This window comes from Billgrantia gudaonensis (assembly GCF_900100195.1).
GTDB lineage: Bacteria > Pseudomonadota > Gammaproteobacteria > Pseudomonadales > Halomonadaceae > Halomonas > Halomonas gudaonensis.
In genome coordinates this window covers 1-12,983 of record NZ_FNES01000018.1, presented here as the reverse complement: position 1 = coordinate 12,983, position 12,983 = coordinate 1, and the positions used below count along the sequence as shown (strand labels likewise).

Sequence of the window (12,983 nt, the reverse complement as noted above, 5' to 3'; positions counted from 1 at the left end):
CGGCGATGGTCGATGGTCGGTGTCAGGCAGCGCGAATGCCGCTGTGGCGCAACAGCGGTTCGACGCTCGGCTCGCGGCCACGGAAGGCGCGGAACAGCTCGGCGGCATCGCGCGAGCCGCCCGCCTCGAGAATCTCGCGGCGGAAGCGCCGCCCGGTCTCGGCATCGAAGATCCCCGCCTCCTCGAAGGCGCTCCAGGCATCGGCAGAGAGCACTTCGGCCCACTTGTAGCTGTAGTAGCCTGCCGCATAGCCGCCGGCAAAGATATGCCCGAAGCCGTTCTGGAAGCGGTTGAAGGGGGCTCTGGGCACTACCGAGACGGCGTCGCGCACGGTGTCCAGCAGGGCCTGTACCTCCGCGGCGGAAGGCGCCGAGAGTTCGTGATGCAGACGCAGGTCGAACAGCGAGAGTTCGAGTTGGCGCACCATGCCCATGGCCGACTGGAAGTTGCGCGCGGCTTGTAGCTTTTCCAGCAGTTCGGCCGGTAGCGGCTCGCCGTTGTCGACGTGACCGGCGATCAGGTCCAGGCCGTCGCGTTCCCAGCAGAAGTTCTCCATGAACTGACTGGGAAGCTCCACGGCGTCCCAGGCCACGCCGTTGATGCCGGAGATATCGGCGATCGTCTGGCGAGTGAGCATGTGATGGAGGCCGTGGCCGAATTCATGAAACAGCGTGGTGACCTCGTCGTGAGTCAGCAAGGCTGGCCGGTCGCCCACCGGGCGGGTGAAGTTGCAGGTGAGGTAGGCTACCGGCAGTTGCAGAGTGTCGCCCTCCTGGCGACGGACTCGGCATTCGTCCATCCAGGCGCCGCCACGCTTGCCCTCACGGGCGTAGAGGTCGAGATAGAAGCCGGCAATGGGGTTGCCGCCCTCGAGGATACGAAAGTAGCGCACGTCGGGATGGTAGCGAGGTGCCGATGGATCCTCCTCGAAGGCAATGTCATAGAGGCGCTCCACCACCCGGAACAGGCCGTCTACCACTCGCGGGGCGGGGAAGTAGGGGCGCAACTGCTCCTGGGAGATGGCATGGCGCGCCTCGCGCAGTTTCTCGCTGGCGTAGCCCACGTCCCAGGGTTCGAGGTGGGTCAGACCCAGCTCGTTGCGAGCGTAGGCTTCGAGTTCGGCGAACTCCTCGCGTGCCTGGGGGACGGCACGGCGTGCCAGGTCGTCGAGGAAGTGAAGTGCCTGCTCGGGAGACTCGGCCATCTTGGTCTGAAGCGATAGCTCGGCATAGCTGGAAAAGCCCAGCAGCCCGGCGAGCTCGTGGCGCAGCCGTAGTGTCTCCTCGATGATGGGAGCGTTGTCGTACTCGCCGGCATTGGGGCCCTGGTCGGAGGCGCGGGTGATGAAGGCCGTGTAGACCTCGCGGCGCAACTCGCGGTCGTCGGCGAAAGTGAGTACCGGGTAGAAACTGGGGAAGTCCAGAGTGATGCGATACCCCTTCACACCCTTGGCCTCGGCGTTGGCAGCCAGAGTGGCGAGTGCGCTTTCCGGCAGGCCGGCAAGCCGATCGGCGTCGTCGATGTCCGCGTGCCACGCCTGGGTGGCGTCGAGCAGCTGGTTGGAGAAGGTGTTGGCCAGCTCCGAGAGGCGCGCCTTGATCTCGCCGTAGCGGCGCTTCTTTTCGGCAGGCAGATCGACGCCGGCCAGGCGGAAGTCGCGCAGGGTGTTGTCCACCGTGCGGCGCTGCGCCGCGTCGAGCTCGTCCCAGGCGGGGCCCTCCTTCAGTGCTTGCCAGGCGCGGAACAGTCCTTCGTGCTGACCGAGCCAGGTGCTGTAGGCAGAGAGCTTGCCCAGGCACGCCTGGTAGGCTTCGCGCAGTTCGGGGCTGTTCATGGTGCCGTTGAGGTGCGAAACCGGCGACCAGGCTCGCGACAGGCGGTCGTTGAGTGCCTCCAGCGGGGCAGCGAGGCTCTGCCAGGTGGGTGTTTCCCGCTCGGCGCGCGCAACCAAGTCGTCGATGGCAGTGCGGTTCTCGGCCAGCAGGGTGTCGATGGCGGGCACCACGTGTTCCGGCTGGATGGCCTCGAAGGGAGGCAGCTCATGGGGCTCGAGCAGGGGGTTGCGGGTCATGCGCACCTCGGCGACGGTGAAAGAGACGAAAAGAACGTGCCTTGCTTAGATGCGGTCGACGGGGCCGGGTTTCAACGCCGACAAAGGGTTTGGTGGCATCGCGCCGGCCTGATAGGCTTTGCGCCTTTCCATCGAGAGGGCACTGGCATGCAGGCAACCCTGGAGCGCTGGAGCACCCGACGCGCCTTCATCCTGGCGGTGACCGGGGCTGCCGTGGGGCTGGGCAACATTTGGCGCTTTCCCTACATCACCGGCGAGAATGGGGGAGCCGCCTTTCTGGTGCTCTACGTGGCTTTCGTGTTGTTGTTGGGGCTGCCGGTGATGATGGCCGAGATCCTCATCGGCCGGGCCGGCAGGCGCTCGCCGATGGCCTCGCTCGGTCACCTGGCGGCGCAGGCGGGAGCCAGTCGTCACTGGCGGCTGCTGGGGGTGTTCGGCGCCGTCACGGTGTTCTGCATCCTCTCCTTCTACTCGGTAGTCTCGGGCTGGTCCATCGAGTTCCTGGTGGCCGCGATCAACGGCGACTTCGTCGGCGCCGACCCGGCAGAGATCGGCGCCGGCTTCGATGCCTTCCTCGCCGACCCGGCGCGCATGACCTTCAACCACACGCTCTTTCTGTTGCTGACCATGACGGTGGTCGCTGCCGGGGTGGCCAAGGGGCTGGAAAAGCTCAACAACCTGTTGATGCCGCTGCTCTACCTGCTGCTGGTGCTGCTGGCCGGCTTTGCCGCCACCACCTCGGGTTTCGGGCCGGCACTGGCCTGGCTGTTCCAGCCCGAGCTTTCGGCCATTACCCCGCTGGTGGTGCTGCACGCCATGGGCCATGCCTTCTTCACGCTGGCGGTGGGCGCCTGTGCGTTGATGGCCTACGGCGCCTACATGCCCGAGAGGCAGAGCCTGCCGAGAGCCGCCGGGGCGGTGGCGCTGCTCGATGTCACGGTGGCGCTGCTGGCCGGCATCGCCATCTTCTCGGTGGTGTTCACCCAAGGCCTGGATCCCGCCGAAGGCCCAGGGCTGATGTTCGTCACCCTGCCCATCGCCTTTGCCGAGCTGCCTTGGGGAGCGCTGTGGCTGTCGCTGTTCTTCCTGTTGCTGCTGCTCGCCACCTGGACCTCGTCGATCAACCTGGCCGAACCCATGGTCGCGACCCTGCAGGGGCTCGGCTTGGGCCGCGGCCGGGCGGCGGCGCTCACCGGTGTGGCGGTGTGGCTGGTGGGGCTGCTCTCGGTGCTGTCGTTCTCGATCCTGGCCGACTGGCATCCGGTGGCGGACAAGACCTTCTTCGATCTGGTGACCAGCGTGCCTACCGAGGTCTTTCTGCCCCTGGGGGGGTTGGTGATCGCGGTCTTTGCCGCCTGGGTGATGGCTAGCGACACCGTTCGCAAGGCACTGGGCGTGGGCCCAACGGGTTTTCGACTGTGGCAGGGCGTGGTGCGCTGGGTGTCGATTCCGCTGACGCTGGTAGTATTGGTAGCCGGTTTGATCTGATCTCGGGAGGAGAGCCATGAACGAACGCGCGAACGCCTGCGCTGGGGCGCTACGCCCCTGGCGGGGCATGATCCCGCAGCTCGGGGAGCGAGTCTACGTGGATGCGGCCAGCGTGGTGCTGGGTGACGTGATGTTGGGCGACGACTGCTCGGTATGGCCCATGGCGGTGATCCGCGGCGACATGCATCGCATCCGCATCGGTGCGCGGGTCAGCGTGCAGGATGGCAGCGTGCTGCACATCACCCACGCCAGCGACTTCAACCCCGATGGCTTTCCGCTCACCGTGGGCGACGACGTCACCATCGGCCACAAGGCGATCCTGCACGGGGCCACTCTGGGCAGCCGCATCCTGGTGGGCATGGGCGCCATCGTCATGGACGGGGCCGTGGTCGAGGACGAGGTGATCATCGCCGCCGGTGCCGTGGTGCCGCCCGGCAAGCGCCTGGAGAGCGGCCATGTCTACGCCGGCAATCCGGCCAAGGCGCTGCGCCCGCTCAAGGAGAGCGAGCGCGCCTTCTTTCCCTATACCGCCGGCAACTACGTCAAGCTCAAGGACGAGTATCTGGAAGCTCAGGTTGCGGTGTCGTGACGATAGTCATCGGCCTTGAGGCCGTACTTCTTGAGCTTGTCGTAGAGCGTCTTGCGCGGCAGGCCCAGGTGTTCGCACACCTCTGAAATGCGGCCGTGATGGCTTGCCAGTGACTGGGTGATCAGGCTCTTTTCGAAGAGTTCCACCTGCTGAGGAAGGGCGATGTCGGTGCTGTCGGTGTCGACGCCCTCGAGCAGTGCATCCAGGCGGTAGTCGAAGGCGGAGCCGAGCAATACGTAGCGTTCGGCGAGGTTGCGCAGTTCGCGCACGTTGCCCGGCCAGTCGTGCGCCATCAGCGTGGAGATGCCGCTGGTGTCGAGCGGCGGCGCCTCCAGCCCGCTGCGGTTGGCGGCAACCACCGCGAAGTGCTGGAAGAGCAAAGGGATGTCCTCCAGTCGTTCGCGCAGTGGCGGAATGGGCAGGGTGACGACGTTGAGGCGGTAGTAGAGATCCTCGCGAAAACGGCCCTCTTCGGCGGAGGCCTTGAGGTCGACCTTGGTGGCGGCGATCACCCGAATGTCGAGGTGCACCGGCTCGTTGGCGCCCAGGCGTTCCACGCAGCGTTCCTGGAGCACTCGCAGCAGCTTGACCTGCAGCGCCAGCGGCATCGATTCGATTTCGTCGAGGAACACGGTGCCGCCATCGGCATGTTCGAACTTGCCGATACGCCGTTCCAGGGCGCCGGTGAAGGCGCCCTTCTCGTGGCCGAACAGCTCCGACTCGATGATGCTCTCGGGCACGGCGCCACAGTTGATGGCCACGAAAGGGTGGCCACCGCGCGGGCTCCGCTCGTGGATGGCGCGTGCCACCAGATCCTTGCCGGTACCGGTTTCACCGAACAGCAGTACGTCGGTCTCGACCTGACTGATGCGTTGCACCATGGAAGCGAGGCGCTGGATCGCCGAGGTGCGCCCCACCAGGCGCGGCCCGGGTGCGGCTTGCTGTGCCTCGAGCTCGGCCTTGAGCTGACGGTTCTCCAGGCTCAGTCGACGCTTTTCCACGCCGCGACGCACCATCTCGACCAGCCGCTCGCCGGCAAAGGGCTTTTCAAGGAAGTCCCAGGCTCCCTCGCGCATCGCCTCTACGGCCGTCGAGATGTCGCCATGGCCGGTGATCAGGATCACCGGCAGGTCGGGGTCGCGGTTTCTTACCTCGCGTAGCAGCGCCATGCCATCCATGCCGGGCATGCGGATGTCGCTGACGATCACGCCGGGAAAATCCCCCGGCAGCGCGGCCAGAGCGTGCTCCGCGCGCTCGAAAGGTTGGGGCCGGTAGCCAGCGAGCTCCAGGGTCTGGCCGGCGGTGATGCGCAGATGGGGTTCGTCGTCGATGACCAGCACCGGGGTGTCGACCGGGTCATGCATGGGTGGACGGCTCCTGTGTGGATGAGGGGGTCGCAGGGGTCGTGGCCCGCGGCAAGGTCACGGTGAAGCAGGCGCCCCCGCCAGGCCGATTGGCGGCAGTGAGATGGCCTCCGAGGTCGTCGACGATGCGCGACGAGATCGACAGCCCCAGGCCCAGGCCGCTGCCCGGCGCCTTGGTGGTGAAAAAGGGTTCGAAGATTCGCCCGAGGTGCTCTTCGGCGATGCCGGGTCCGGTATCGGCCACCCCGATGGCGACGTCGGTTTCGAGAGGCTCGATGGTCAGTATCAGCCGGGGCCGGGGCGAGTCGCTCATCGCCTGCAGAGCGTTGCCGATGAGGTTGACCAACACCTGCTCGAGACGGACCGGGTCGGCCACCACCCAGGTCGTCTCCGCCGGCCAGTGGCGTTCGACCTCGACCTGGGCGCTGCGCAAGCGTGCCTGGTAGAGGCGCAGCGCATAGTCGAAGCAGGCGGGTACCGAGATGGCCGTCAGGCTGTCGCCGCTCTTGCGCGAGAACTGACGCAACTGGGCGCTGATCTCGGCCATCCGTCCGGTGAGCTCGATGACCTGGGCGAGGTTGGCGTCGGCCGCTTCGAGTCGCTGGCGCTCGAGGAAGGCTCTGGCATTCTCGGTGTAGGCGCGAATTGCCGCCAGTGGCTGGTTGAGTTCGTGATTGATGCCTGCGGCCAGCTGGCCCAGCACGGCGAGTTTCGCGGCCTGAACCAGCTCGTCCTGGGTGCGCCGTAGATTCTCCTCGGCGCGACGGCGCTCCTCGATCTCGTCGGAGAGTCGGCGGTTGGTGTCTACCAGGTCGCGGGTGCGCCGTTCGACGTTGCGTTCCAGCTCGTCGCGGGCATGGGCCAGGGTATCGCGCTCGCGCTCGGCAAACTCCTCGCGCTCGCGGCGCAGGCGCAGGCGCTGCCAACCCACGCCGCCGGTCAGGACCACGACGCTGTAGAGGCCGCCGGCCAGCAGGGCGGCCAGCCATTGCGCCCGATGCACCGGGCCCAGTGGCTTGAGGATGTGCATTTCCCAGTCGAAGGCCGGCATGGCGCGCGACAGACGCAGGTAGCTGCCTTCTTCGAGCGGGCCATCCGCGAAGCGCACCAGCTCGCTGCGGTCGCCCCGAGTTTCCAGCACCTCGATGCCCGACGGCGTGAGCGGTTCGTCGGCATAGCGGCGGGTGGCCAGCAAGGCCTGGCGTTCGTCTTCGGAAAGCGGGTGCAGGGCGGCCAGGCGCAGTTCCGGCTGACTGGCCATGAAGATGATGTCGTCGCGGTCGGTGACCAGCAGCTCGGCATCCTGGTCGGCCCAGCTGGCCTCGACCTCGTCGAGCAGTACCTTGATCACCATGACGCCGTCGGGGCGTGCGTTGGGGGCGGTTTCGTCCAGCCATACCGGGGCGGAGAAGTAATAGCCGCGCTCCATGGACTGCACGCCAAGGCCGTAGAAACGGCCGCGTTGGCCGGCGATGGCATCCTGGAAGTAGCTGCGAAAGGCGTAGTTCTGGCCGATGAAGGTGTTGGGGCGGTGCCAGTTGCTCGCCGCCAGGGTGTCGCCGTGGCGGTCGATCAGATAGACGTCGGAGACGTCCGCAGTGGCGCGGAAGCGATCGAGCAGCAGGTTCAGCGGCATGGGATCCTGGCGGCCGCGCTTGGTGAGGAAACGCTGGACCATCTCGCGGGAGGCGAGCAACTGAGGCAGATAGTCGTGACGGGTCAGATGTCCTTCGAGGCCGGTTGCCGAAAGGCGCAGCTCGTTCTCGGCTTCACGCGCCAGGCTGGCCAGGGCCTGTTCGCGGGCGATCTCTGCCGCTTGCCAGACGCTGATCGCCAGTCCTGCGGGCAGCAGCACCAGCAGAGTGCGCCGCAAGGCGCGCGGCATGCGTGAGGGGCGGTGCGGCGCATGGTTCATGAGGCTGCCCTCACGGTTCCTGCTCGGGCAGCGCCTGAGCGCGGCGCAGCGCGCGCTGGGCGCGGGTCTCGGCGCGTTCCATCTCCAGCAGGCCCTCTTCCACGAACACCAGGTGCTCGTGGGAGCGCGCACGGGCATCTTCGGCTCGCCCTTCGAGAATGGCGTCGAGCAGGGCTCGGTGCTGCTTCATCAACAGCGGCCGCGACTGGGGTTTCTCGAACAGATGCGCTAGGTTGTCGACGATGCTTCGCTCGAGCAGGTGGAAGATGCCGCGAATGGTGTGCAGCAGCAGCACGTTGTGGGCCGCCTCGGCGATGGCCAGGTGAAAGGCGGCGTCGGCACCGGCTTCGAGTTCGGGGTCGCGGCCGGCGAAGCTGGCCTCGAGCTCTTCGTAGCGCTTGATTAGCATCGCCTTGTCGGCGGGGGTGGAGCGCAGTGCCGCGTAGTAGGCCGAAAGGCCTTCCATGGCGTCGCGGAATTCCAGCAGGTCGAGGTGGAACTCCTGGTGCCGCGAGAGCATGTCCAGCAGGGGGTCGCTGTAGCCGCTATTGAGCTCCTGGGTGACGAAGGTGCCACCTCCCTGGCGGCTGCTCAGCAGGCCACGGGCGGCCAGTTTCTGGATCGCTTCGCGCAGCGAGGGGCGCGAGACTCCGAAACGCTCGGCCAGCTCGCGCTCCGGCGGCAGGCGTTGCCCCGGTTTGAGACTGCCCTCGAGGATCATGGCTTCGAGGCGTTCGGTGATGACGTCGGCCAGCCGTGGCTGCCGGAGGGCTTGGTAGGTCATGCGCGATTCCCGAAGGGTGTCAAATTGGTCAAACCAATAGTGCCTGCGTCGATGGGCGTCTTGCAATGCCGGAGCCAGCGCGGAAAGTCGATGCATGTCAAACGACTGGCGCATGCCGACTCTCGCTTGATACCAAAGTATAGGGGGTTTGAAGCGGCAAAAGCCGGTAGTGCGTTTGACAGTGTGAGGGCCGGCCCCTAAGGTTCAAACACTTTTGTCGGTAAATTGGTTTTACCAATTTACCACAATGATGATCGTCTTCGTTCGCCTATTCCGTCAATACCCTCTGAGCGCTCGACATGATGTCTTCGATGGCCATTCATGCATAGCGCATCAACTGCACAGGGCCCGCCATGATCATTTCAGCATCCACTGATTACCGCCATGCCGCCAAGCGTCGCATTCCGCCCTTTCTTTTTCACTATGCCGACGGGGGAGCCTACGCCGAGCACACGCTGCAGCGTAATGTCGAGGATCTTGCCGGCATCGCGTTGCGTCAGCGCGTGCTGAAGGACATGTCCACGTTGTCGCTGGAAACGGAGCTGTTCGGTGAGTCTCTGGCCATGCCTATTGCCCTGGCTCCCGTGGGGCTGGCCGGTATGTACGCCAGGCGTGGCGAGGTGCAGGCGGCGCGTGCGGCGGCCGGGAAAGGCATACCGTTCACGCTGTCGACGGTATCGGTATGCCCCATCGACGAGGTGGCCTCGGCGGTGGAACGTCCCATCTGGTTTCAGCTCTATGTGCTCAAGGACAGGGGGTTCATGAAGCATGTCCTGGAGAAGGCCAAGGCCGCCGGCGTCAAGACGCTGGTCTTCACGGTCGACATGCCGGTGCCGGGGGCACGTTATCGCGATGCCCATTCCGGCATGAGCGGCAAGCACGGCGGGATTCGGCGGATGCTGCAGGCCGCGACGCATCCTTTTTGGGCTTGGGATGTGGGCATTCACGGCCGCCCTCATGATCTGGGCAACGTGTCGGAGTATCGCGGTCATCCGACGGAGCTCGAGGATTACATCGCTTGGCTCGGCAACAACTTCGACCCCTCCATCTCCTGGAAGGATCTGGAGTGGATTCGTGAATTCTGGGATGGCCCGATGATCATCAAGGGAATACTCGATCCCGAGGACGCCCGCGATGCGGTCCGCTTCGGTGCGGACGGCATCGTCGTTTCCAATCATGGCGGTCGCCAGCTCGATGGCGTTCCCTCGACCGCGCGTGCCTTGCCCGCCATCGCCGATGCGGTCAAGGGCGATCTGGCCGTTCTGGCCGATTCCGGTGTGCGCAATGGGCTCGATGTCGTGCGGATGATCGCTTTGGGGGCCGATACCGTTCTGCTCGGTCGTGCCTTCATCTACGCACTCGCCACTGCCGGGGAGTCGGGCGTGTCTCATCTGCTCGAGCTATTCGAAAAGGAGATGCGGGTCGCGATGACGCTCACCGGGGCGCGTTCCATTGCCGATCTCGGTTCGGCCTCGCTGGTGTCGGGGGCGAGCCACGGCGTTGACTGAATGCCTGGCCACGTCCGCTCTTATCCCTTCGCTGATCGAGAGTCGTCATGAAAGCTCCCTACAAGGCACTGCTCGAAACGCTGCGCGACACGCTCCCCGCCGAGCGGCTGATCGACGACCCGCTGCGTACCCTGGCCTATGGCACCGATGCCAGCTTCTATCGGCTGATTCCCCAGCTGGTAGTGCGCCCGGCCAATGAGGACGAACTGTCTCAGGTGCTCGCTGAGTGTCGAGATCGCCGCCTCCCGGTTACTTTCCGTGCGGCAGGCACTTCGCTCTCGGGCCAGGCGGTGACCGATTCGGTGTTGATTCAGCTGGGCCGCGGCTGGCGCGGTCACGAGATCCTCGACGGCGGCCGGGCCATCCGCCTGCAGCCCGGAGTGATCGGCGCACGCGCCAACCAGCTTCTGGCGCCTCATGGTCGCAAGATCGGTCCTGATCCGGCATCGATCAATAGCTGCATGGTGGGTGGCATCGCCGCCAACAACGCCTCGGGCATGTGTTGCGGCACGGCCCAGAACAGCTATCGCACGGTGCGCGACATGCGCGTGATCCTCGCCGACGGCACACGGCTGGATACCGCCGATCCGTCGAGCCGCGAAGCCTTCCGCCGCAGCCATGCCGACCTCGTCGAGGGGCTCGAGGAGCTCGCTGCCGAGACTCGCGCCAACGCGGCGTTGGCCGAGAAGATTCGCCACAAGTACCGGCTCAAGAACACCACCGGCTACGCGCTGAACAGCCTGGTGGACTTCGATGATGGCATCGAGATTCTCAAACACCTGATGATCGGCTCCGAGGGCACGCTGGGGTTCATCAGCACCATCACCTACGAGACCGTGGTCGATGAACCGGAGAAGGCAGCAGCGCTGGCCTTCTTCCCCGACATGGCGGCCACCTGCCGCGCCACTATCGCCCTCAAGCGGGCACCGGTATCGGCAGTGGAGCTGATGGACCGCGCCGCCCTGCGCTCGGTGGCTGACGAGCCGGGCATGCCCGAGACGCTCGGCACCCTGCCGGAAGGTGCAGCGGCACTGCTCGTCGACGTGCGCGGCAATGATGAGGGCGACCTCGCCGCCCGGCTCGAGGCGGTACAGACGACGCTGGCCGACATCGAGACACTCGAGCCCGTCGCCTTCACTCGTGACCCCGCCACCTATGCGCTCTACTGGAAGATCCGCAAGGGTCTCTTCCCCGCCGTGGGGGCGGTGCGCGAGGTCGGTACCACGGTGATCATCGAGGATGTCGCCTTTCCCATCGAGCGACTCGACGAGGGCGTGCTGGCGCTCACCGACATCTTCCACCGTCACGGCTACCACGACGCCATCCTCTTCGGCCACGCCCTGGAGGGCAATCTGCACTTCGTCTTCCCCCAGGGCTTCGAGAAGCCTGGTGAGGTCGAGCGCTACCAGGCATTGATGGATGAGGTGGCCCGGCTGGTGGGCGTGGAGTACGGCGGCTCGCTCAAGGCCGAGCACGGTACCGGACGCAACATGGCTCCCTACGTGGAGCTCGAGTGGGGACCCGAGGCCTACGCTCTGATGTGGCGGATCAAGGCACTCTTCGACCCGGAGAACCTGCTCAATCCCGAGGTGATCCTGAGCCGCAACCCCACGCTGCATCTGGAGAACCTCAAGCCGCTGCCGTCTGCCGATCCCATCGTCGACAAATGCATCGAGTGTGGTTTCTGCGAACACGTCTGTCCCTCGAAAGACCTGACCCTGACTCCGCGCCAGCGCATCGTCATCGCGCGCGAGATGGCTCGGCTCGAGGCGCTGGGCGAAAGCCTCGACAGTGAAGAGGCCGAACGTCTCCAGCGGCTGCGTAAGGATTACCGCTACGCGGGTGACGAGACGTGCGCCGTCGACGGGCTTTGCGCGACCCAATGTCCGGTCGGCATCAATACCGGCGAATTGATCCGCGACATTCGCCATGAACGGCTCGCTCATGCTGCTGGGCTGGCGGCTCGCGTAGGGCGACATTTCTCTGCCGTCACGCGCTCTGCGCGGGGCGTATTGCGCCTGGCCGGCGTCGGTCGTGCCACGTTGGGCGAGCGCGGGCTCGCCGGGGTGAGCCGCACCGTGACGCGTCTCAGTGGGCAACGGGTCCCGCAGTGGGTGCCCAGCGTACCTAAGGCAGCGCCGGTTCGGGTATTGCAGCGCCCAGCCACGGGTCGCGGCGAGAGGCGAGACAAGGTGGTGTACTTGCCTTCCTGTGCCACGCGCGTATTCGGGGCGAGCCATGGCGACAGCGAGACGCGCTCGATCATGGAGGTCGTCCTGATCTTGCTCGAGCGCGCCGGCTTCGAGATCATCGTGCCGACACAGTCCGATCGTCTCTGCTGTGGCATGGCTTTCCACTCCAAGGGACAGTTCGATGAGTCGGCACGCAAGGCTGGCGAACTCAACCATGAGTTGCTGGTGGCCAGCGAGAACGGTCGCTATCCGATCGTCAGCGACACCAGCCCTTGCGTGCTGCACCTGCAGTCGCGCCTGGATGAGCGCTTGTCGGTGCAGGAGCCCGTCGGCTTCGCGCATGACCACTTGCTGCCGCGTCTCCGGGTCACGCCGCTGGATGAGCGCGTAGCGGTGCACGTCACCTGTTCCAGCACCCACATGGGGCTCGGCGAGCGTATGGTCGCTTTGGCTCGTGCCTGTGCTCGTGACGTGGTGGTGCCGGCGGAAATCACCTGCTGTGGCTTTGCGGGCGACAAGGGTCTGGTGACGCCGGAACTCAACGCGTCGGCGCTCCAGGGTCTGGCTGAACAGGTGGCCGGCTGCGATGCCGGATATTCCAACTCCCGGACCTGCGAGATCGGGCTGGCTCAGCACGGTGGCATTCCCTATCGTTCGATTCTCTCGTTGCTCGAACGAGCCAGCCAGCCGCTGTAGCAACCGTGAAGCCGGAATACCCACAGGCGGATGATGATGCGTGCCTGTGGATAAAAGGATCGAGCGCGAGACGAATTCTGCCCCCGGAAATTTTCTGCACGAACCCCTTGCGTCGTACGCGGGTTGCCCGTAAAGTACGCATCCGCTGCCGGCGACGGGCCACGTTGCCAGCGGTGGAGAGTGACGGAAGCGTTTGATGCGGCGAGGTTTTTTGCCGGCATTGCGCGGGTTTCGTCACTGGCGTGAGTCGGCCGCCGAGCGACACGTTCGCTCTTGACAGTCGGCGCCGATCACGTAGAATACGCCTTCCTCGCCGGGCGCTGGCGGCACTGCCGACAGCAGGGTGAGACGCTCCACTCCGTTTTCACGGGAGATG

Annotated in this window: 8 protein-coding genes; 4 read left to right on the top strand and 4 right to left on the bottom strand. The window is 65.6% G+C overall.

Annotated elements, in window-relative coordinates; genetic code table 11:
* Nucleotides 1–22 precede the first annotated feature (22 nt).
* Nucleotides 23–2,071 carry an oligopeptidase A gene (gene prlC / locus BLP96_RS17115; RefSeq protein ID WP_089688599.1) on the bottom strand — a complete coding sequence of 683 codons (2,049 nt, stop codon included), beginning with the start codon at nucleotides 2,069–2,071 and terminating at the stop codon, nucleotides 23–25.
* 147 nt (nucleotides 2,072–2,218) lie between these two features.
* Between prlC and BLP96_RS17110 the strand changes: the two genes are divergently transcribed.
* Together BLP96_RS17110 and BLP96_RS17105 are read left to right on the top strand one after the other, a co-directional pair.
* Nucleotides 2,219–3,559: a sodium-dependent transporter gene (locus BLP96_RS17110; protein ID WP_089688597.1), complete on the top strand. Its 1,341-nt coding sequence runs from the start codon at nucleotides 2,219–2,221 to the stop codon at nucleotides 3,557–3,559.
* A gap of 16 nt (nucleotides 3,560–3,575) precedes the next feature.
* Nucleotides 3,576–4,148, top strand: coding sequence for a gamma carbonic anhydrase family protein (locus BLP96_RS17105; RefSeq protein WP_245682297.1), 573 nt, complete (start codon nucleotides 3,576–3,578; stop codon nucleotides 4,146–4,148).
* Here the strand turns inward: BLP96_RS17105 and BLP96_RS17100 are convergent.
* Genes BLP96_RS17100 through BLP96_RS17090 form a run of 3 tightly spaced genes read right to left on the bottom strand, consistent with a single transcriptional unit; the run spans nucleotide 4,130 to nucleotide 8,211 of the window.
* The gene (locus BLP96_RS17100; protein WP_089688594.1) at nucleotides 4,130–5,512 is read right to left on the bottom strand and encodes a sigma-54-dependent transcriptional regulator; all 1,383 of its coding nucleotides are present in this window, start codon (nucleotides 5,510–5,512) and stop codon (nucleotides 4,130–4,132) included. The two genes, BLP96_RS17105 and BLP96_RS17100, sit on opposite strands and share 19 nt — an antisense overlap.
* On the bottom strand, nucleotides 5,505–7,427 hold the full coding sequence (locus tag BLP96_RS17095) for a sensor histidine kinase (RefSeq protein WP_089688593.1): 1,923 nt from the start codon (nucleotides 7,425–7,427) through the stop codon (nucleotides 5,505–5,507). Before BLP96_RS17095 ends, BLP96_RS17100 begins: the two co-directional genes overlap by 8 nt.
* A gap of 10 nt (nucleotides 7,428–7,437) precedes the next feature.
* Nucleotides 7,438–8,211: a GntR family transcriptional regulator gene (locus BLP96_RS17090; RefSeq protein ID WP_089688591.1), complete on the bottom strand. Its 774-nt coding sequence runs from the start codon at nucleotides 8,209–8,211 to the stop codon at nucleotides 7,438–7,440.
* A 353-nt stretch (nucleotides 8,212–8,564) separates the two neighbouring features.
* On the opposite strand from BLP96_RS17090, the gene lldD reads away from it, so the two are divergent.
* Nucleotides 8,565–9,719 carry an FMN-dependent L-lactate dehydrogenase LldD gene (lldD, locus tag BLP96_RS17085; protein ID WP_089688589.1) on the top strand — a complete coding sequence of 385 codons (1,155 nt, stop codon included), beginning with the start codon at nucleotides 8,565–8,567 and terminating at the stop codon, nucleotides 9,717–9,719.
* 47 nt (nucleotides 9,720–9,766) lie between these two features.
* A complete protein-coding gene (locus BLP96_RS17080) occupies nucleotides 9,767–12,607 on the top strand; it encodes an FAD-binding and (Fe-S)-binding domain-containing protein (RefSeq protein ID WP_089688587.1) in 2,841 nt (946 codons plus the stop codon).
* The last annotated feature ends 376 nt before the right edge of the window (nucleotides 12,608–12,983 follow it).

Coding starts and splice junctions, on each gene's coding strand:
- prlC (WP_089688599.1), bottom strand. CDS start 2,071: ATGACCCGCAACCCCCTGCTCGAGCCCCATGAGCTGCCTCCCTTCGAG.
- BLP96_RS17110 (WP_089688597.1), top strand. CDS start 2,219: ATGCAGGCAACCCTGGAGCGCTGGAGCACCCGACGCGCCTTCATCCTG.
- BLP96_RS17105 (WP_245682297.1), top strand. CDS start 3,576: ATGAACGAACGCGCGAACGCCTGCGCTGGGGCGCTACGCCCCTGGCGG.
- BLP96_RS17100 (WP_089688594.1), bottom strand. CDS start 5,512: ATGCATGACCCGGTCGACACCCCGGTGCTGGTCATCGACGACGAACCC.
- BLP96_RS17095 (WP_089688593.1), bottom strand. CDS start 7,427: ATGAACCATGCGCCGCACCGCCCCTCACGCATGCCGCGCGCCTTGCGG.
- BLP96_RS17090 (WP_089688591.1), bottom strand. CDS start 8,211: ATGACCTACCAAGCCCTCCGGCAGCCACGGCTGGCCGACGTCATCACC.
- lldD (WP_089688589.1), top strand. CDS start 8,565: ATGATCATTTCAGCATCCACTGATTACCGCCATGCCGCCAAGCGTCGC.
- BLP96_RS17080 (WP_089688587.1), top strand. CDS start 9,767: ATGAAAGCTCCCTACAAGGCACTGCTCGAAACGCTGCGCGACACGCTC.